This is a genomic window from Streptomyces endocoffeicus (genome assembly GCF_016741935.1).
Classification (GTDB): domain Bacteria; phylum Actinomycetota; class Actinomycetes; order Streptomycetales; family Streptomycetaceae; genus Streptomyces; species Streptomyces endocoffeicus.
Window position 1 is genome coordinate 428522 of sequence record NZ_JAERRG010000003.1, and the last position, 19880, is coordinate 448401.

The window sequence follows — 19880 nt, forward strand, 5'->3', positions numbered from 1 at the left end:
TGTGAAGATCGTGACGCAGGTCAAGCTCATGCCGGACGCCGTGCAGGCATCCGTACTTGAGCGCACCCTGCGCACGGTCAATGACGCCGCGAACTGGGTGTCGGAGGTGGCGTTCGAGCACGGCGTGCCGCGTGAATACGAGCTGCGCAACCACACCTACGCCGAACTCAAAGCCCGTGGGCTGGGAGCGCAGGCCGCGCAACACGTCATCAAGAAGGTGCGCGACTCGTACACCACACTCAAGGCCAACATCCGTGCCGGAAATCTCGGCAAGGAAGGCTCGAAGCGTCGTCGCAAGGCCGAGTCCAAGCCGATCACGTTTCGGCCCCAGGCCGCGCAGCCGTATGATGACAGGTGTTTGAGCTGGCGGTACGACCAGCGGACGGTGTCCATCTGGACCGTGGACGGCCGGGTCAAGAACGTGCCGTTCGTGTGCTCCCCGGACGCGCTCAAGATGCTCCAGGCGCACCGGCAGGGCGAATCCGACCTGATCGAGCGCGACGGCGTGTTCTACCTCGTCGCCACCTGCGACGTGCCCGAGGCCGAGCAGTACGAACCGGACGGCTTCATCGGCGTGGACCTCGGGATCGAGAACATCGCCACCGCCTCCACCGGCTACCTCGCCGCCGGGCGGGGGCTCAACCGGTACCGCAAGCGACAGCTCGCCCTGCGTGCCAAGCTCCAGAAGAAGCGCACCAAGAGCGCCAAGCGGCGACTCAAGGCCCGCGCCCGCAAAGAGGCGCGGCACGCCGCCAACCAGAACCACATCATCTCCAAGACGATCGTGACCGAGGCTGAACGCACCGGACGCGGCCTGTCCCTCGAAGAACTCAAGGGCATCCGCAACCGGGTACGGCTCCGCAAGCCCCAACGGGTCGCACTCCACTCCTGGGCATTCGCCCAGCTCGGAGACTTCATCGTCTACAAGGCCAAGCGGGCCGGGGTGCCCCTGGTCTTCGTCGGTCCCGCGTACACGTCGCAGACGTGTGCCGAGTGTGGCCACGTCGACAAGCGAAACCGTGTCGACCAGGGGCTTTTCATCTGCCGGGGGTGCGGGGTCGTTGCCCACGCTGACCGGAACGCTTCCCGCAACATCGCCACCCGTGGCGAGAGTGTGTGGAATGCGGGGCGTGAGTCACGCGTCCCTGCCACCCCATAGGGGTGTCTGGACGGAGGAGTCCACCCTGCAGCCAGCTGGGCACGACCTCCAAACCCGGTCCTTCAGGACCGGGTCAAGTTGACGGTCAGGACCATGACGGAGCCAATCTCTCGGCGCCCTCTCGGACGCATGGTTACGTATTCATGGGACCGTACGCCCTCGTTGTGAATACGTAAACATGCACCTGGGGGATCTTTTGCCGACGGCCCCGGCGGGGCGGCGCTGGGCGCGCCGCTAGGATGACTACGTAAACACCCATAAGCACCGCCGGGACCGGACGCGGCCCCGCGGATCCGGCGCTACGGAGGAGCTGTGGTCACCAGCCAGGACGTGGCCCGGCTGGCCGGAGTGTCGCAGGCGACCGTCTCCCGGGTGCTGCAGGGCAGCGCCAGGGTCTCCCCGGAGACCAGGGAACGCGTACTGACCGCCATGAAGCAGGCCGGTTACCACCCCAACGCGGCCGCCAGGGCCATGCGCACCCGGCGCGCCGGCACGATCGGCGTGGTCGTCGCGGACATCACCAACCCCTTCTATCCGCAGCTGCTGGAAGCGGTCGGCGATGAACTCGGCCGCGCCGGGCAGCGGATGACGCTGTGGAACGCCACCGGCCCGAGCGAGGCCGGCGCGCTCGAGGCCATCCGCGAGGGCGCGGTGGACGGCCTCCTGTTCACCACGGTGACGGAGATGTCCAAGCCGCTCGAAGAGGCGCTGCAGCACAACGAGCCCGTGGTGCTGCTCCACCGGGGTCTTGACCACATCGGCTGCGACCAGGTCACCGCCGACAACGTGGCCGGGGGGCGGCTCGCCGCCCGGTACCTGGTCCGGGCCGGACACGAGCGCATCGGCTTTCTGCGCGGACCGCAGTCGGCCAGCACCGCGCTCCACCGGGAGCGCGGCTTCCGCGAGACGCTCGACGAGCTCGGGCACCCACTGGCGCCCGAGCTGGTGCGGCCGGGGGACTTCTCCCACGACACGGCGCGCGCGGCGATGCGCGAACTGCTCGACGGCCCGCGGCCCCCGTCCGCCGTCTTCTGCGCCAACGACCTCACCGCCCTCGGTGCCGTGGACGGCGCGATCTCGCTGGGCGTGCGGATCCCCGAGGACGTCTGGGTGGTGGGGTACGACGACATCGCCATGGCCGCGTGGGAGGCGTACGGCCTGACCACGGTGCGGCAGCCGATCACGGACATGGCGCGGATGGCGGTGCGGATGCTGATCGAGCGGATCGAGGACCGCACGCTGCCCGCCCGGCGCCGCGAGTTCCCGGCCGAGCTGGTGATCCGGCGGTCCACCGCCCATACGCCCGCTTCCTGACGGCGTTTCGGGGCCGCCGGGCGGCTCGTCGTGTGCCCGGTGTGGCGGTCCGTCAGGCGGCCGAGCCCGCCAGGGTGTTGCGCAGGGCGGCGAGCCCGTCGGCGTAGATGCCGTGGAAGAGCGCGACGGCTTCGTCGTCGCTGACGCCGGTGGGGGTGAACGACCCGGACCATTCGACGCGCGATGCGTCGGACCGGCCGGGGACCTCGCGCACGCGCAGCGTGGAGAGGTAGTCGGTCACCGGGAACGGCGCCTCCAGGATGGCGTAGCTGTACGAGCGCGCCGCGTCGTCGAAGGCCACGAGCCGCTCGACGATCACGCCGCCTTCCTCGTTGCGCAGCCGGCGGACGCGGCCGCCCTCGGCGGCGACGCTCTCGGAGATGTACGGCAGCCAGTCGGGCAGCGCGTCGAAGCCGCCGATGAGCTGCCACACCCGGTCCGGTGGTACGGGTAGGTCGAGGGTGGCGGTGGTGGAGGCCATGGGTTGCTCCTGTCGGGGTGGGGGGAGGGGAGGGGGATCGTCAGGCGGTGGGCAGGGGCGCGAGGGGGGAGACCAGCCCGGCCTCGCGGAGTTCGGCCCAGAACGCCGCGGGGATGGTCTCGTCGAGGGCCGCGACATCCTCGGCGATACGGCTGGGGCGGGTGGCGCCCGGGATCACGGCGGCGGCCGCCGGGTGGGCCAGGGAGAACTGCAGGGCGGCGGCCTTGACGCTGACGCCGTGCCGCTCGGCGAGCTCCTTGATGCGCGCCACCTTCTCGATGATGTGCGCGGGCGCGTCCTGGTATTCGAAGTGGGTGCCGCCCGCGAGGATGCCGGAGCTGTAGGGGCCGCCGACGACGAGGCTGACGCCCTGGTCGGCCGCCGTGGGGAGCAGGCGCTGCAGGGCGCGGTCGTGGTCCAGCAGGGTGTAGCGCCCGGCGAGCAGGAAGGCGTCCGGCTTCGGCTCGTCCAGGTCGAGGGTGAGCTCGATGGGTTCGACGCGGTTGACGCCGAGCCCCCACGCCTTGATCACGCCCTCGTCGCGCAGCTGCTGCAGGACGCGGAAGGCGCCGGTGCGGGCACTCTCGTAGACGGCGAGCCACTCGTCTCCGTGGAAGTCCTGGGCCACGTCATGGACCCAGACGATGTCGAGCCGGTCGGTGCGCAGGCGCTGCAGGCTGTCCTCGATGGACCGCTTGGTGGCATCGGCCGTCCAGTCGTGCACAAGCTTGTTGGGACGGCCGTGCTCGAACAGACCGCCCTTCTCGCCGAGTTCACGGGCGGCGGGGTCCTCGACCTCGTCGAGGATGACCCGACCCACCTTGGTGCTGAGCACGTAACTGTCGCGGGGACGCCCGGCGAGCGCGTCGCCGAGGCGTATCTCCGCCAGGCCCGCACCGTAGAAGGGGGCGGTGTCGTAGTAGCGGATGCCGTGGTCCCAGGCGGCGTCGACGGTCGCGGCGGCCTCCTCGTCGGAGACGTCGCGGAACATGCTGCCCAGCGGGGCCGTGCCCAGTCCGAGGCGGCCCGGGAGCAGAGACGTGATGGTCATGAAGTGTCCTTGCGGAGAGAAGGGGGAAGGGACGGACTCATGGCTCTCGGCCGGTCCGCCGTTCGTTCGCCTTCGACGTTAGGATCGGGACTTCAGACTGTCCAAGACTCTCTTGGATATACTTGAGTCCTCGGAGGTCTTAAATGCTTGACCTGCGACAACTGCGCTACTTCAGCGCCGTGGCCGAGACCGAACACGTCGGCCGCGCCGCCGAGCAACTCCATATCTCCCAGTCTCCGCTCAGCCGGCAGATCGCTCAGCTGGAGAAGAACCTCGGCCTGACCCTGTTCGAGCGCAGCCAGCAGCGCATCCGGCTCACCCGCGACGGTGCGATCTTCCTCAGCGAGGCACGGGCGCTGCTGCGCCACGCCGACCGGCTGGAGAACCTGGGCCGTCGGCTGGGCAGGGGCGAGGAGGGCGGGCTGTGCATCGGCTACGTGGCCGACGCCATGCACACCGGTGTGCTGCCGGGCGCGCTGCGCCGGCTCCAGGAGGAGAGCCCCGGCATCCATGTCGCGCTGTACAGCATGGCCGCGGCCGAGCAGTTCGAGGGGCTGCGCCAGCGCAGCCTGGACATCGCCCTGGTGCGGGAGCCGCCGGACCGCGACGACCCCGTGCTGCGCGCCGCGTCGCTGCTGGAGGACCCGTTGCTGCTGGTCCTTCCGGCGGGCCACCCGCTGGCCGCTCAGGAGACGATCTCGGCGAAGGATCTGGACGGGCAGCCGTGGATCGCGGTCGAGGAGCCGGGCGACCCGGTGTGGCGGGACACGTTCGTCGCCTCGTGCGTGGCCTCGGGCTTCGCGCCCGATATCCGGCTCGACGCCGCGGATCCCCTGACGGCGCTCGGCCTGGTGGCCTCCGGCCTCGGGCTGGCGCTGGTGCAGAAGAGCATGGTGCGTGGCGCCACGGAGGCCGTGGCCGTGCGCACACTGCCGTGGCACGAGGCGTCCGTCCAGCTGTGGGCGGTCTGGCACCACGTCGATCTGCGGCCGGTCGTCGCCTCGTTCCGCGAGACGGTGCTGTCGGACGAGCGGGAGCTGGGCGCGGCGCCGCCGGCCGGTGGCCTCGCCTCCGGGGTGTGAGGTCAGCCGGGGAGCTCACACCCCGGAATGCGGAGTGCCGAGGCGTCGAGGGGCGACGCCTCCAACGAGGCCACGGCCGTGACCAGGGTGGTGAGCCTCGGGTCCCGCGCCGCCAGGTCGAGCGCCTCGCGCAGGGCGCCTTCGTACGTCGGCCGGGCCTGGCCGAGCAGGAGCAGCCCGGCCTCGGTGACATTGGTGTAGATCCCGCGCCGGTCGGTGGGACACAGGTAGCGGGAGAGGAGTTCGCGGTCCTCGAGCCGGGCGACCAGGCGGGTGGTGGCGCTCTGGCTGAGGGCGACCGCGTCGGCCACCTGTTTCATCTGCAGATGGCCGTTGTCCCCGTCGTGCTGTCGGCTCAGGACGTCCAGCACCGCGTACTCGCGGGCGCTGAGCTCATGGCGGGTGTGGAGGGCCCCCTCGAGATGCGTCTCGATCCTGCTGTGCAGCAGTGACAGGGCGCACCAGCTCTGGGCGAGGGGAGTGGCGACGGGGTCCGGTGTGGTCATGGGCGGTGTGGTCATGGGTGCCTCCTGATGCGGGGTGGGGCGGGGCCCGGTCGGGGGCCCGCGGCGGTGACGGTGACGTGATACACAGCACCAGCAATATAGCGCGCTTGCAATTACTGCGTCTGCAAGTATTGTGGTTGCTCGTAAAGGGCGGTAGCAATCACTTGGAGTGAACTTTCATGCCCATCGCACTGCTGGCCCTCGCCATCGGGGCCTTTGGGATCGGAACCACCGAGTTCGTGATCATGGGGCTGCTGCCCGAGGTCGCCGGGGACTTCGATGTGTCCATCCCCACCGCCGGATTCCTGGTGACCGGCTACGCGCTCGGCGTCATGGTCGGCGCGCCGCTGATGACCGCGCTCGGTACGAAGATCTCCCGCAAGCACATGCTGATGCTGCTGATGGGGCTGTTCGTAGTGGGCAATCTGCTCTCCGCGCTCGCCCCCAGCTTCGGCGTGATGGCCGTGGGACGGATCGTCGCCTCCTTCGCGCACGGCGCGTTCTTCGGCATCGGATCGGTCGTCGCGGCCGACCTGGTCGCGCCCGAGAAGAAGGCCGGAGCCATCTCGATGATGTTCACCGGCCTGACCGTCGCCAACGTCGTCGGCGTGCCGCTCGGCACCTCGATCGGCCAGTCGCTGGGGTGGCGGACCACCTTCTTCATCGTCGCGGGGCTCGGCGTGATCGGCCTGGCGGGCATCGCCAAGCTCGTTCCCGACATCCCCAAGCCAGAGGGTGTGCACCTGATCCATGAGCTGGCAGCCTTCCGCAACGCACAGGTGCTGCTGGCCATGGCGATGACCGTGCTCGGCTTCGGCGGTGTCTTCGCCGCCATCACCTACATCGCGCCGATGATGACCGAGGTCGCGGGCTTCGCGGACTCCTCCGTCACCTGGCTGCTGGTCCTCTTCGGCCTCGGCATGGTCGGCGGCAACCTCCTCGGTGGCCGGTTCGCCGACCGGGCGCTGATGCCGATGCTGTACGTGTCGCTGGGCGCCCTCGCGCTGGTCCTCGCCGCGTTCACCTTCACCGCCCACAACAAGATCGCGGCCGCCGTGTCCATCGCTCTGGTCGGCGCCCTGGGCTTCGCCACCGTGCCCCCGCTGCAGAAGCGGGTGCTGGACTACGCGGCGGGTGCCCCCACCCTCGCCTCCGCCGTCAACATCGGCGCCTTCAACCTGGGCAACGCGCTCTCGGCCTGGCTCGGCGGCCTGGTGATCTCGGCCGGACTCGGCTACACCGCGCCCAACTGGGTCGGCGCCATCCTCGCCGGATCCGCCCTGGTCCTCGCCGTCCTCTCGGCCGCCCTGGAGCGCCGCGACGCCCGCCGCGGCCACGACGGTGCCACCACCGAGCCGGCCCGCGCATTGACCGGCCGGCACTGACGCCACCCCACACACCTGGCACTGCCGCCACCCGGCACCCGGCACCCGCCACCCGCCACCCGGCACCCGGCACCCGCCACCCGCCACCCGGTACCCGGCACCCGGCATTGACGCCACCGCACACCGAACAACACCGTCACCATCAAGGAGCCAATCCCGCCATGAGCACCCCCGAGACCGCCGTCGCCCCGCTGACCACCCAGAACGCCGAGGCCCTCCTCCAGTCCGCCCGCGCCGCCGCCGAGGCGGCCGGGGTGACGGCCGCGATCAGCGTCGTGGACGCCGGTGGCCATCTGCTGGCCTTCCGGCGCGACGACCGGGCCGTACTGATAGCGGGGGAGACCAGCACCCGTAAGGCGTTCACCGCGCTCCAGCTGGACGCCCCCACCGCGGACCTGGTCGACGCGGTCCAGCCCGGAGGCGCCTTCCACACCCTGCCCACCGCCCTCGACCGCCCGCTGCTGTTCCTCGCCGGTGGGGTCCCGGTGCACCGCGACGGCCGGCTGATCGGCGCGATCGGCGTGGGTGGCGGCGCTCCCGAGCAGGACCACGAGATCGCCACCACCGCGGTCGCGACTCTCGGCTGACACCCCCGAACCACAACCACGGAAAACACACGAACCGACGAAGGACACCATGACCTCCGTACCCAACGTCACCCTCCACACCGGCCTCGAGATCCCGCAGCTGGGCTTCGGTGTGTTCCAGGTGGAGGACGAGCAGACCACCGGCGCGGTGCTCTCCGCCATCGAGGCCGGCTACCGCTCCATCGACACCGCGGCCATCTACGGCAACGAGGCCGGAGTCGGCCGTGCCCTGGCCGAGTCCGGCGTCTCCCGCGAGGAGCTGTTCCTCACCACCAAGCTGTGGAACGCCGACCAGGGGTACGACTCCACCCTCACGGCCTTCGACGCCAGCCTGGCCAAGCTGGGCACCGACTATGTGGACCTCTACCTGATCCACTGGCCCACCCCGGCCCGCGACCGCTACCTGGACACCTGGCGCGCCCTGGAGAAGCTGCTGGCCGACGGCCGCACCCGCGCCATCGGCGTGTCCAACTTCCAGCCCGCCCATCTGGGGCGGCTGCTGGACCACAGCGGTGTGGTCCCGGTCATCAACCAGGTCGAGCTGCACCCCTACCTCCAGCAGGGAGAGCTGCGGGCCTTCCACACCCAGCACAACATCGCCACCGAGGCGTGGAGCCCGCTGGCCCAGGGCGCCCTGCTCCAGGACCCCGCCCTCGCCGCGATAGCGCGGCGGCACGGCAAGACGCCCGCCCAGGTGGTGCTGCGCTGGCACCTTCAGCTGGGGAACGTCGTGATCCCCAAGTCCGTTACCCCCGCCCGTATCCGGGAGAACATCGACGTCTTCGGCTTCACCCTCACCTCTGAGGACATCGAGGCGATCAACGCCCTGGACCGTGGGGAGCGCACCGGGCCGGACCCCGACACCCTCAACTGACCCCGCCCCCCCACTCGACCGCGCCGCCGCGGCCGTGCTGATCAGTCGGCCGCAGCGGCGCGGCTCGCTTTGGCCCCCGTTTCCCCTCTCCTGGAAGCCGTCTTCGCGTCATGTCCACTGCCCTCAGCCGCCTGACCCACCCCGGCGGCCACCTCACCCTCGGCCTGGAACTCCCCCTGGACAACGACTGGGGGCAGTCCCGGCTGGCCGCCGACCGGAAGGCGGGCCGCCCGTTCGGCGTGCCGTCCCTCGACGCACACGCCCAACTCGCCCGCCTCGCCGACCGGTCCGGATTCGCCGCCCTGTGGGTCCGTGACGTCCCGCTGTACGACCCGGTGAACTTCGGCGACGCCGGGTCGGTGTTCGAGACCTTCACCCATCTGGGACATCTCGCGGCGATCACCGAACGCGCCGTCCTCGGCACCGCGGCCGTCGTTCTGCCACTGCGCAGGCCACTTCTGGTCGCCAAGGCGGCGGCGACCGTGGACGTCCTGTCCGGCGGGCGCTTCATCCTCGGCCTGGCCAGTGGTGACCGTCCGGTCGAATACCCGCTCTTCGGCGTCGAGTTCACCACCCGCGCCGAGACCTTCCGCACCGGCGTCGAGGTGCTGCGCACCGCCTGGGCCACCCCGCCCACCGGCCAGGGGCTGGACCTGCCCCAGCTCGGCCTCACCCCCGACCGGCAACTCGACGTCCTGCCCAAGCCCACCGACGGGACCATCCCGATCGCGGTCGCGGGCAACGCCCAGCAGAGCCCGGAGTGGATCGCGGAACACGTGGACGCGAGCCTCAACTACCCCCGCGACCTCGGAGCGCTCCGCCTGAAGACGGAGCAGTGGCGGCGGCTGACGGCCGACCGCCCCAAGCCCTATCTGACCCCCATGATGCTCGACCTGCTGCCCGACCCCGCGGCCCCCGCCACCACCATCCGGCTCGGCCTGCGCACCGGCCGGGAGGGCCTCGTGGAGCACCTGGAGAAGATGTCCGCCCTCGGTGTCGCCCATGTCGCGTTCAACCTGCGGCCGAACGACCGCCCCGTCGAGGACGTACTGGCCGAACTCGCCGACCACGTACTGCCGCACTTTCCCTCGCCCGTCGCCGCCGAGGGGCTTGCGGCGGGGTAGCTCGCCACATTCGTTTGTCCCGTGCAGTAGACACAGCGTTCATCTCATGAGAAAAAAGGTCCCAGCCTGGGCCCCGCGAGGCCATGGGCAGCAGTGATCGGCCTTCTCGACGAGGAGTGACGTGGCTAGCGCAAGGGAGCAGTCGAAGTGAGCAGCATGGGCGCGGTCGCGTCCTCGGTATCCGCGTCACCGCCGCCGAGGACGGTCACCTTCACCCTGGACGGGGTCGGCAAGGTCTACCCCGGTGTCATCGCCGTCTCCGATGTCACCCTGAGCGGCTACGCGGGCGAGGTGCTCGCCATCTGCGGTGCGAACGGCGCAGGCAAGTCGACGCTGACCAAACTGCTCGCCGGTCAGGAGCGCCCCACCAGTGGGCGGGTGATCGTGGACGGATACGACGGCGAGATCACCACACCCTCCGCGGCCCTGGACGCCGGAGTGCTCCTCATGCACCAGGAGCCGGTCATCGTCGACACCTTCAGCGTCCAGGAGAACGTCTGGCTGACCGGCCTCAGCGCGGCGGGCCGCCGCAGGCCGTGGCAGCTCGTCGGGGGGCGCGACCGCGCGGAGCGCACGCGCGCCGCCCTCGGCGTGGTCGGGATGCGCGAGGTGGACCTCGCCATGCCGGCCGGACGGCTCGGCCCCGGTCCCCGTCAGATGGTGGCGCTCAGCAGGTCCCAGGTGAACGAGCACCGTGTGCTGCTGCTGGACGAGACCACCGCCTCCACCACCGAGGAGCACTTCAAGGACGTCGAGGCACTGGTGCGCAAGGAGCGCGAAGCCGGTGCCACGGTCGTCTTCGTCTCGCACCGCATGCCGGAGGTGTTCGCGCTCGCCGACCGCATCGCGGTCATGCGCAACGGCTCCCTCGTCGATGTGGTCGACACCGCGGACACCACACCCGACGAGATCATGACGCTCATGATCGGCGAGGCCGTCATGGCCCTCGAGCCGCCCGAGCCGGTGGCCGCGGCGGACGCCCCCACTCTGCTGGAGGTGCGGGACGTGTCCTCGGGATCGGCGTCCGGCATCTCCTTCTCGGTGCGGGAAGGCGAGATCGTCGGCGTCTACGGACTGGTCGGCAGCGGGCGCAGCTCGCTCGCCCGGTCCATCTCGGGCCACCAGCACCGCGACACCGGCACCGTACGGGTGCGCGGCCATGAGGTGACCCCGCGCTCACCGCGGGCCGCCCTGCGCCAGGGGATCGCCTACCTCAGCGAGGACCGCAGGCGCGAGGGGTTCGTCAAGGACTTCGACAATGCCACCAACCTCACGCTGAGCACGCTGGGCGCGTTCTCCACCCGCGGAGTGATGCACACCCGCCGGGAGCGCCGCCGGGTGGCGCGGCTGGTCTCCGACTTCGGGATCAAGGGTGGCGCCGACCAGCTGACCAGCTCGCTCTCCGGTGGCAACCAGCAGAAGGTGTGCATCGCCAAGGCGCTCGAGAGCGAGCCCGACGTCGTCGTGCTGGACGAACCGACCAAGGGCATCGACGTCGGTGCCCGGCTGAACATCTATCAGATCGTGCGGGGCCTCATCGAGCGGCGCAAGGCGGTCGTGGTCGTCACCAGCGAGGCCGAAGAGGCCCTGGCCCTGTGCAACCGGGTGATCGTGCTGCGCGACGGCGTCATCGCCGGCGAGTTCGTCTCGAAGAGCAGCACCACCGACGACCTGACCCGTACCGCCCTCGGAGGAGAAGTCCAGTGAGCCACGACACCGCGACCAGGACGGCCGCCGCACCAGCCGCGGACGGTGAGGGGACGGCGCCCGCCCACGGCCTGACGCTTCGCCGGGCCGGGCAGTGGGCGAGGGAGCAGTACCCGCTCTACATCCTCATCGCCCTGCTGATCTTCGCGGGCCTCACCTCCGACGCCTTCTTCTCCTCGTACAACGTGTCCAACCTGCTGCTGCAGGTCTCGGTGATCGGCATCGTGACCCTCGCGCAGTTCCTCATCGTGCTCACCGGTGGCATCGACATCTCCGTCGGCGCGGTCGCCGGGCTCGCCGGGGTGCTCTCCGCCGGTCTCTTCGGCGGCGGGAACACATTGCTCGCCGTGGCGGTGGCGATCGTGCTGGGCGGCGCCATCGGCGTCTTCAACGGCTATCTCATCGCCTACCGCGGGCTCGAGGCCTTCATCGTGACCCTCGGCATGCTCGCGCTGGGCCGCGGGCTGGTCTACGCCTACACCGAGGGCCAGCCGATCAGCCCCCACGCCGCGGACTTCCGCACCATCGCCACGACGGCGATCGGCGGCGTCCCCGTGCTCGGCATCGTATGGATCGTGCTCGCGATGGCCATGGCCTTCCTCACCCGCCGCACCGTGTTCGGGCGCCGGGTGTACGCGCTCGGCAGCAGCAAGGAGGCCGCCCACGCCGCGGGTGTGCCGGTGAAGGCCACCATGATCACGGTGTATGTGATCGCCGGTGTGCTGGTCGGCTTCGCGGGCTTCCTGCTCGCCGCCCGCATCGGCGCGGCCACTCCGACCGGAGGGGACAACTACGAGATCGACTCGATCGCGGCGGTGGTCATCGGCGGTGCCAGCCTCGTGGGCGGCCGCGGCCGGGTGCTCGGCGCGTTCCTGGGCACGCTCATCTTCGGCGTGATCTCCAACCTGCTGGTGCTGCTCAACGTGTCCACGTTTCTGCAGGACGCCTTCCGCGGGGCCCTGATCATCTTCGCGATGGTCCTCACCACCGTCCAGTTCACCCGGCGCCGTCGGCAGAAGACCGCACACTCCTGAGCCCGGCGCATGACCAGACACGACACGGAGATCTGCATGACAACCATGCGACGGGGCCCGCTCGCCGCGCTGTCCGCGGCGGCGCTGGTCCTGGCCGGCTGTACGACCATCGGCGGCAAGGCGTCCTCGGGCGGCCCCAGGGAGGCCAAGAAGCCCACCGATGTCACGATCGGATTCTCCCAGCGGCAGCTGGACGCGCCCTACTTCGCGGCCATGGTCGACGCGGCCAGGAAGCAGGCCGGGAAGCGGGGTTTCCACCTGGAGGTGCAGAACGCCGACGGGGACGCCGTCACCCAGCTGAACCAGGCCCAGACCCTGGTGGCGCAGGGCATCGACGTCCTCGTGGTCGACGCGATGAGCCCGAAGACGCAGAAGGTGCAGCTGAAGGACGTGGCGGGGGAGGTGCCGCTGGTCTTCGTGGACACCGGTATCGAGGGGGTCGGTGTCACTGCCGTCTCCTCCGACAACTACGCGATCGGCAAGCTCTCGGGCCGGCTCGCGGCCAAGCGGTTCCACCGTGGCTCGACGATCAGCCTGGCCGTCCTCAACGGCGGCCCGGACGACGAGATCGTCGGCCCCGACCGCCAGCGGGGATTCCTCGACGGTCTGCGCGCCGGTGGCGTCAGGTATCACATCGTGGCCAGAACTCCCGCGAACTACTCCCAGGACGCCGCGGTACCGGCCACCGAGTCGATCCTCGCCGCACACCGGAACGTGGACCTGATCGTGGGCCTCAACGACTCGATGACGCTCGGAGCCCTCAGCACCCTGCGCGACAAGGGCAACAAGAAGACGCTGGTCGCCGCGGCGGCGGACGGGCAGAAGCAGGCGCTCCAGGAGATCAGGGCGGGCGGGTGCGACGGCCGGTACATCTCCACGGGCCTGAACTCGCCGAAGCTGGCCGCCGACCTCGCCTTCGACCTCGCGCTGCGGATCGGCACCGGCGAAGTGGCGCCCAAGGACATCGAGAAGCAGCGCTACACCAAGGCCGCGGGCATCGACTGCGAGAACGTGGACGACTTCCTCGACCCGCACTCCGTGTTCTGAGCCGGGGCCGCGCGCATACGGCGGGGGCCGGAATCGTGAGATTCCGGCCCCCGCCGTATGCGCTGCGATGGGTCAATCGCGTTCGTAGACCGCGTCCGGCATGTCGCCGTTGATGGTGTAGCCGCCGTCGACCGAGAGCGTCGCCCCGGTCGAGTACGAGGCGTCCTCGGAGGCCAGATAGGCGATCGCCGCGGCCACCTGCTCGGCGCGGGCCACCGCGCCGAGCGGGATGCGCCGGTTCAGCGAGGCCACGACGTCGTCCGTGTAGAGGGGCGCGGTCAGCGCGGACCAAGTGGCCCCCGGGCGCACCGCGTTGACCGTGATGCCGTGCTCGGCCCACTCTCCCGCGAGGGTGAAGGTGAGCGCCTCGATCCCGCCCTTGGAGGCGGCGTAGGCGGCCGCCTCGCGCAGCGAGATCACCGAGTGGATCGACGAGACATTGACGATACGGCCCGGCCGCTTCGCCGCCACCATATGCCGCGCGACCGCGGTGGCCATGAGGAACACCCCGCGCAGATTGACGCCGAGCACCGTGTCGAAGTCGACCGCGCTCATCTCCAGGGCGGGGGAGATGCGCAGGATGCCCGCGCTGTTCACCAGCGAGAACGGAACGCCGAGCGTGGCCACCACCTCGTCCACGGCCTTCCGCACCTGGTCGGGGTCGGAGACGTCCACCGCGAAGGGCGTGGCGGAGCCACCGCCGTCGGCGACGGTGCGCGCGGACTCCTCGGCGCGCTCGGCCGAGATGTCGAAGACGGCCACGGAGCCGCCCTCGCCCGCGATGCGCTCGGCCGCGGCCCGGCCGATGCCCGCCCCCGCCCCGGTGACGATCGCGACGCGATCGGTGAATCGGCTCATGCCACGCCCTCTCCCTCGTCCGAGATGCTGATCAGCACCGGTACGCCCCGTTCGTCGACATCGACCGGCACCTCGTCGTCGGCGATCGCGTGGACGCCGAGCGTGAACTCGGCGCTCAGCGTGGATCCTCCGGCGATGACGGGCACACCGGGGCGCTCCAGCCGCTCGGCGAGCGGCATGAACGGCGAGGTGGTGTGCGGTTCGACGGCCACGATGTGCTTGGTGCCCCACCAGGGGTAGTCATCGGGCGAGTGGCACTCCTGCCACACCCAGATCTCGGGGAACAGCTCGGGCTGCCAGCTCATCGTCGCCACCAGGCCGCAGCCCGGTGAGCGCAGCCCGAACCAGCCGCCCGTGACGGTGGCGTAGCCGAGGTCGGCCGTCGGGCCCTCGCCCGGCGCGAGTTCGAGGGCTCCCACACCCGGGGCCACGGCGGGCACCCGGCGCCTCTCGCCGGGTGTCATCCACTGCCGGGCGCCGAAGTCCTCCGGATGCGCGGTGAGCTCCTCGAACGGGCCGTACACGGTGGCCGCGCGGGCCACGGTCGCGGTGTTGAAGGCGGGATGCAGGCCCCAGTTCGAGGGGAGGGCCCGGGGGGAGAGGTTCTCCACCTCGCTCCGGAAACGCAGCACGGAGCCGTCGAGCGAGAAGGTCTTGGTCATGCGGAACGGGTAGCGGGCGAGGCGGGTGACGCACCGCAGCGCGGTCCCGTCCGCCGTCTCCACGGCCTCCGCCGCCCAGCGGCGGCGGGCCGCCTCACCGTGGAACGGCAGCGGAGCGCCGCGCACGGTGGTCGGTGGCCCCGCGTTCGGGAACAACTCCTGTATGCCGCCCGCGTAGTTGTCGAAGAACGACACATCGCTCGCGTCCGCCGGGTCGGCGGCCGGCACCCGGTCCACCCAGCGCGGGTCGCGCCACAGGATCTCCTCGCCGGTGGCCTTCCAGGCCAGCGAGAGGATGTCGGTGCCCCGGGCCGGGTTCACCACCACCGTGACCGCGTCGTTCTCCAGTGTCCACGCGCCGCCGTCGACGGGCCGGACCGAGGTGGTCGCGCTCGCCATGCTCACTCCCATCCGATGACCGACTTGCCGACACTGCCCGCGGCGAAGTCCGCGAAGGCGTCGGGGCCCTCCTCGATCGAGGAGACGCTGGTGATGATCGGAGCGAGGTCCACACCGAGCCGGCCGGCCTCCGCCACGGCCTCCATCATCAGCGGCACGCTGAAGACGAACATCCCGCGCAGGGTCACCTGACGCATGATCAGATCAGGTACCGGGTCGATGGTGAAGTCGGGGCCGAGCCCGACGAACACCACCGTGCCCCAGGTCCGCACCACCTCGACTGCGGTACGGCGGCCGTGGACGTTTCCGGAGGTGTCGATGACGGCGTTCGCGCCACCGGGCACCACGGCCTCGATGTCGAAGCCCGCGGAATCGTGGACATCGGAGTAGCCGAGGCTCTCGGCGAAGGCACGGCGCTCGGGGCTCGGGTCGGTGCCGATGGCGCGCAGGCCGAACGCCTTCGCCCAGGCGAGCACGGCGAGACCGACCGGGCCCACGCCGATGACGACCACGGTCTCGCCCGGCTTCACCTCCGAGCGGAGCAGCGCCTGGTAGGCGGTCGTGGCACCACAGGCGAGGAACGCGCCGACGGGGAAGCTCACCTCGTCCGGCAGCACCACGCAGTCCTTGGCCGTGACGACCAGCTCGTCCTGACAGCCACCGGGCCGGTTGAGCGAGTACACCCGCGCTCCGCGCTCGCAGTGCACATCCCAGCCGCGCCGACAGCTCTCGCACTGGCCGCAGCCGGAGTAGTGCTGCACCGCGACCCGGTCGCCCACCCGCGGGTGGCTCACCCCGGGGCCGACCGCCTTGACCACACCGGCGATCTCATGGCCGGGCGTCATCTCGGGCGAGCGCGGCTGAGTGGCGTGCCGCATCTCCTCGTGTGTCATATGGAAGTAGTGCAGATCGCTTCCGCACAGGCCCGCCGCCTTCATATCGAGGGTCAGCTCGCCCGGTCCGGGCTCGGGGAGCGGTGCGTCGACGACGGCGACCTTCTCCTTCGCGGCGAACCGCAGCGCACGGACCGTGGCGGTCGGCGCGGTGGTGGTCGTCATGGTGTCTCCTTTCCTGGGGCGCGGGAGGCGCGGGGTGCGGGTCGGCGGAGTGCCGAGATGTCCGCCGTGTACAGCACCGACTCGGTGGTGACGGCGGGGTCGACGGTGCCGAGCGGCGGTGAGCAGCAGAGGTGGAGAACGGACTGGCCGTCGCCGCCGATGGCGACCGCGTAGGGGCTGAGGCCGCCGGTTTCGACGAGGGCGAGGAGGGTGCCGTCCGGCGCGAGCAGACGTGCGGCGTGTCCGATGGAGGAGGCGACCCAGACCCGGTCGTGGGCGTCGATGGCCAGACCGTCGGGCAGTACGGGAAGCTCGCGGGTGGCGCGTTCGATGTCGAGGTGGCCGGGCGGGCCGCCGAACTGCTTCCACCCCCGCCGCGCTCCGAGCGTGGGCGCTCCGTCGCCGCTCCAGGCCACCGGCCACGAGGAGACACGTCCGGCGAAGGTCTCCGCCACCAGCAGCCGCCGGCGGTCGGCGGTGAGCACCATGCCGTTGGGGAAGACGAGCCCGTGGCCCTGGAGATCGGCTCGGCCGTCGGGGGAGACCCGCACCAGGGCGGTCTCGCGCAGGGAGCCGGGCTCGGCGTCCGTATTGCCGAAGTTGCCGATGAGGGCCCAGCCGGACTCGGTGACGAGCATGTCGTTGGCCACGCCCTCGATGAGGTGGCCGAAGCGCGCCACGGTGGTGAGCGCCCTGCCGTCCCACCGCAGCAGGGCGCGCTCCAGCATCGAGACGACCAGCAGCGATCCGTCGGGCGCGAATCCGAGCCCGGATGGCCGGCCGGGCACCTCGCACACCGTGCGCACCTCATGGCCGGTGTCCGGCGAGCGGCCCGGACGGAAGGCGAGGACGCGCCCGCTGTAGAAGTCGGAGGCGAACAGCTCGCCGTCGCGCCACCGGGGGCCCTCGAGAAAGGTGAACCCGCTCGCGACGGGGGTGGCGTGGACGGTCGTCACCGATGGGCGCATGAGGCTCCTGTTCGTCGTGGCACCGCGAGGCGGTCACGAAGGTGGCCACGGCACATTCTCATGGTGCGGACTAGTTGTCTAGTGGATGAGAATTGGCGAACCAGGGCTCCAGGCTGCGATAGGCGTCCAGGAACTCCCGGTGGCGCGTGGTGTAGTCGCGGTGCCGGTCCGCGGACGGGGTGAACTCCGCCTGGACCGCGGAGAGTTCGCGGGCCACCTCGAAGCCGTCGACCAGGCCGCTGCCCACGGCGGCGGTGACGGCCGCACCCAGGCTGTTGGCCCCCTCGACGATGCTGCGGCGGCGTATCCGGGCGCCCCAGACGTCCGCGAGGACGCGCAGCCAGATGTCGCTCGCCGCGCCACCGCCGATGGCGTCGACGCGGTCGACCGGATGCCCGGCCTCGCGGAAGGCGCCGACGCAGGTCGCCAGGTTGAAGGCGACTCCCTCCAGGACGGCCTTCGCCAGATGCGCCGGGCCGTGGTGCCGGGAGAGTCCGACGAAGGCGCCCCGGGCGTCGGCGTTCCAGTACGGTGAGCGCTCGCCGAGCAGATGGGGCAGGAAGTAGAGCCCCGTGGTGTCGGCGTCGTCGATCCGCGCCAGGGTGCGGGCGATGCGTTCCGGCCCGCCGTCCGGGCGCAGCACCTGCGCGATCCACTCCAGCGAGGCGCCGCCCGCCTGCATCGTGGCCGTCGGGACGTAGTGTCCGGGCAGGACGTGGTTGAACGTCATGGTGCGCAGGGCCGGGTCGTACAGCGGCCGGGTGGCCGACATCGAGATCCACGAGGAGGAGCCGAGGTAGGTGTAGGCGCCGTCCTCGGGGGTCAGCACCCCGGCGCCGAGCGCGGCGAGGGGGCCGTCCCCGCCGCCGATGACCACGGGGACTCCGGCGGGCACCCCGGCCTCCTCCGCGGCCCGAGCGCGGACCCGGCCGACGACCGAGGTGGACTCGGCGATGTCGGGCAGCAGGCCCGGGTCGATGGCCGCCGCGTCGAGCACGGCCCGCGACCAGGTGCCCGCCCGCTGGTCGAAGGCGTTGGTGCCGGAGGCGTCGGAGGGATCGGTGACGAGCGTGCCGGTCAGGCGCTGGACGATGTAGTCCTTGGCCAGGCACATATGGGCCACCCGGCGGAAGGTCCGCGGTTCGTGGTCGCGCACCCACATCACCTTGGCCAGCGAGTACGTGGGGTGGATCCGGTGCCCCAGCAGCCGGTAGGCGCGCTCCTCGTCGAGCCCGGCGGCCAGTGTCCCGGCCTGCTCGGTGCTGCGGTGGTCGGCCCAGATCATCGCGGGCCGCACCGGCCGGTGCGCCCGGTCGAGCAGCACGGCCCCCATCATCTGGCCGCTGAATCCGATGGCGCCGATCCGCTCCGGGGGTGTCCCGCTCCGGTCGAGCAGTTCGCGGCCGGCCTCGCAGACGGCCCGCCACCAGGACTCGGGGTCCTGCTCCGCGATGCCGCCGGCCCGGAAGTCGGTGTCGTAGCGCACGGTCACCGCCGTCACCAGCCGGCCGTCGTCGGTGTGCAGGGACGCCTTGTTCCCGGTGGTGCCGAGGTCATGGGCGATGATCACGGATGTTTCTCCAGCTTCCTGGTGTCCGGGCATGGCCTGGAACGTTGCGCAGGTCACTGTCATCCTGTCCGTACAGGATGTCAAGGGCGATGAGCCGGGGGTACGACGGGGCCGCGGGGTCGCGAAAAGGGCGGCGGCCCCGATGTCACATCGGGGCCGCCGCCCAGGTGGCGGCGTGTTTCAGCCGGTGCTGTCGCGCACCAGCATCGACGGTGGCGCTCCGGCCCGGCGCCGCCTGCGGACATGCACCTGGAAACGGCTGCGGTCCGCGCGGTGGTAGGCCGTGAAGTACTCCACCGGCCTGCCCTCCTGGTCCCAGGCGGTGCTCCGCAGGAGCAGCACCGGGTCATGGGCGTCCACACCGAGCGCCTCGGCCACCGACGGGGCGGCGGGCACCGCCTCCACCACCCGCCTGCCGTGGTCCAGGCCGACGCCGTACTTGCCCTCCAGCAGGGCGTAGAGCGACTGGTGCGTCAGATCCTCGTCCAGCAGTCCGGGCGCCACCCGGTGCGGCAGCCAGGTGCTGGTCAGCGCCCACGGCTCGTCGTTGACGTAGCGCAGCCGCTCCAGATGGATCAGCGGTGCGCCCTCCTCGACCTCCAGCTCACGGGCGGCGTCCGCCGTCGCGGGGGCGAACTCCAGCCGGCGCACCGCGCTGACCAGCGCGGCGCCGCGGGCGGCCACATCCTCGTACAGGCCCGTCATCGACTGGAAGAGCGACTCGTCGACCTTGCGGGCGGCCACGAAGGTGCCCTGTCCCTTGCGCCGCACGATGCGGCCCTCGCCCTCCAGCTCGTCGAGGGCCTGACGTACGACGGTCCGGGAGACCCCGTACCGCTCGCACAGGGTCACCTCGCCGGGCAGCCGCTCACCCACCTTCCACATGCTGCCGAGCTGGGGCAGCAGCAGCTCCTTGAGCTGGGCGTAGAAGGGCAGTGCGGCGTCGCGGTCAATCCGTCCGGGTTCCACGGCGCAAGCGTAGCGCCTGACGGCGAAGACATCAGCCCGTCCTCT

At 71.0% G+C, this 19880-nt stretch carries 19 protein-coding genes; 10 read left to right on the forward strand and 9 right to left on the reverse strand.

Annotated elements, in window-relative coordinates:
* The first annotated feature begins 28 nt into the window (after positions 1 to 28).
* The gene (locus JK364_RS12055) at positions 29 to 1159 is read left to right on the forward strand and encodes an RNA-guided endonuclease InsQ/TnpB family protein (RefSeq protein ID WP_201850746.1); all 1131 of its coding nucleotides are present in this window, start codon (positions 29 to 31) and stop codon (positions 1157 to 1159) included.
* Between the two features lie 312 nt (positions 1160 to 1471).
* Entirely contained in the window at positions 1472 to 2473 is a 1002-nt protein-coding gene (locus JK364_RS12060) for a LacI family DNA-binding transcriptional regulator (RefSeq protein WP_201850499.1), read from the forward strand.
* A gap of 52 nt (positions 2474 to 2525) precedes the next feature.
* Here the strand turns inward: JK364_RS12060 and JK364_RS12065 are convergent, their stop codons facing one another.
* Together JK364_RS12065 and JK364_RS12070 are read right to left on the reverse strand one after the other, a co-directional pair.
* Entirely contained in the window at positions 2526 to 2954 is a 429-nt protein-coding gene (locus tag JK364_RS12065) for an SRPBCC family protein (protein ID WP_201850501.1), read from the reverse strand.
* A 40-nt stretch (positions 2955 to 2994) separates the two neighbouring features.
* On the reverse strand, positions 2995 to 4005 hold the full coding sequence (locus JK364_RS12070; RefSeq protein ID WP_201850503.1) for an aldo/keto reductase: 1011 nt from the start codon (positions 4003 to 4005) through the stop codon (positions 2995 to 2997).
* Between the two features lie 143 nt (positions 4006 to 4148).
* Here JK364_RS12070 and JK364_RS12075 point away from each other — a divergent pair, with 143 nt between their 5' ends.
* Complete coding sequence (locus JK364_RS12075) at positions 4149 to 5087, forward strand: LysR substrate-binding domain-containing protein (RefSeq protein WP_201850505.1); 939 nt, start codon at positions 4149 to 4151, stop codon at positions 5085 to 5087.
* A gap of 2 nt (positions 5088 to 5089) precedes the next feature.
* Here the strand turns inward: JK364_RS12075 and JK364_RS12080 are convergent, their stop codons facing one another.
* Positions 5090 to 5593, reverse strand: coding sequence for a MarR family winged helix-turn-helix transcriptional regulator (locus JK364_RS12080; protein ID WP_201850748.1), 504 nt, complete (start codon positions 5591 to 5593; stop codon positions 5090 to 5092).
* 179 nt (positions 5594 to 5772) lie between these two features.
* On the opposite strand from JK364_RS12080, the gene JK364_RS12085 reads away from it, so the two are divergent.
* The 7 genes from JK364_RS12085 to JK364_RS12115 all read left to right on the forward strand — a co-directional run bounded on the left by JK364_RS12085 (position 5773) and on the right by JK364_RS12115 (position 13351).
* Positions 5773 to 6978 (forward strand): MFS transporter, encoded by a 1206-nt coding sequence (locus JK364_RS12085; protein ID WP_201850507.1) that lies wholly within the window; start codon positions 5773 to 5775, stop codon positions 6976 to 6978.
* 161 nt (positions 6979 to 7139) lie between these two features.
* Positions 7140 to 7565, forward strand: coding sequence for a GlcG/HbpS family heme-binding protein (locus JK364_RS12090; protein WP_201850509.1), 426 nt, complete (start codon positions 7140 to 7142; stop codon positions 7563 to 7565).
* 49 nt (positions 7566 to 7614) lie between these two features.
* Positions 7615 to 8439: an aldo/keto reductase gene (locus JK364_RS12095; protein ID WP_201850511.1), complete on the forward strand. Its 825-nt coding sequence runs from the start codon at positions 7615 to 7617 to the stop codon at positions 8437 to 8439.
* 110 nt (positions 8440 to 8549) lie between these two features.
* Positions 8550 to 9563, forward strand: coding sequence for an LLM class oxidoreductase (locus JK364_RS12100; protein WP_201850515.1), 1014 nt, complete (start codon positions 8550 to 8552; stop codon positions 9561 to 9563).
* A gap of 156 nt (positions 9564 to 9719) precedes the next feature.
* Complete coding sequence (locus JK364_RS12105; protein WP_230991849.1) at positions 9720 to 11270, forward strand: sugar ABC transporter ATP-binding protein; 1551 nt, start codon at positions 9720 to 9722, stop codon at positions 11268 to 11270.
* Positions 11267 to 12304, forward strand: coding sequence for an ABC transporter permease (locus JK364_RS12110; RefSeq protein WP_201850520.1), 1038 nt, complete (start codon positions 11267 to 11269; stop codon positions 12302 to 12304). The genes JK364_RS12105 and JK364_RS12110 overlap by 4 nt, the downstream gene beginning before the upstream one ends.
* Before the next feature lie 36 nt (positions 12305 to 12340).
* Entirely contained in the window at positions 12341 to 13351 is a 1011-nt protein-coding gene (locus JK364_RS12115; protein WP_201850522.1) for a sugar ABC transporter substrate-binding protein, read from the forward strand.
* A 72-nt stretch (positions 13352 to 13423) separates the two neighbouring features.
* On the opposite strand, the gene JK364_RS12120 is transcribed toward JK364_RS12115, so the two are convergent.
* The 6 genes from JK364_RS12120 to JK364_RS12145 all read right to left on the reverse strand — a co-directional run bounded on the left by JK364_RS12120 (position 13424) and on the right by JK364_RS12145 (position 19835).
* Positions 13424 to 14209 carry an SDR family NAD(P)-dependent oxidoreductase gene (locus JK364_RS12120; protein ID WP_201850524.1) on the reverse strand — a complete coding sequence of 262 codons (786 nt, stop codon included), beginning with the start codon at positions 14207 to 14209 and terminating at the stop codon, positions 13424 to 13426.
* Positions 14206 to 15270 (reverse strand): aldose epimerase family protein, encoded by a 1065-nt coding sequence (locus JK364_RS12125; protein ID WP_201850525.1) that lies wholly within the window; start codon positions 15268 to 15270, stop codon positions 14206 to 14208. The genes JK364_RS12120 and JK364_RS12125 overlap by 4 nt, the downstream gene beginning before the upstream one ends.
* Before the next feature lie 2 nt (positions 15271 to 15272).
* Positions 15273 to 16328 carry an alcohol dehydrogenase catalytic domain-containing protein gene (locus JK364_RS12130; RefSeq protein ID WP_201850527.1) on the reverse strand — a complete coding sequence of 352 codons (1056 nt, stop codon included), beginning with the start codon at positions 16326 to 16328 and terminating at the stop codon, positions 15273 to 15275.
* Positions 16325 to 17296 carry an SMP-30/gluconolactonase/LRE family protein gene (locus tag JK364_RS12135; protein WP_201850529.1) on the reverse strand — a complete coding sequence of 324 codons (972 nt, stop codon included), beginning with the start codon at positions 17294 to 17296 and terminating at the stop codon, positions 16325 to 16327. The genes JK364_RS12130 and JK364_RS12135 overlap by 4 nt, the downstream gene beginning before the upstream one ends.
* 70 nt (positions 17297 to 17366) lie before the next feature.
* Positions 17367 to 18866 (reverse strand): xylulokinase, encoded by a 1500-nt coding sequence (xylB, locus tag JK364_RS12140; protein ID WP_201850532.1) that lies wholly within the window; start codon positions 18864 to 18866, stop codon positions 17367 to 17369.
* 180 nt (positions 18867 to 19046) lie between these two features.
* Complete coding sequence (locus tag JK364_RS12145) at positions 19047 to 19835, reverse strand: GntR family transcriptional regulator (RefSeq protein ID WP_307841238.1); 789 nt, start codon at positions 19833 to 19835, stop codon at positions 19047 to 19049.
* Between the last annotated feature and the right edge of the window lie 45 nt (positions 19836 to 19880).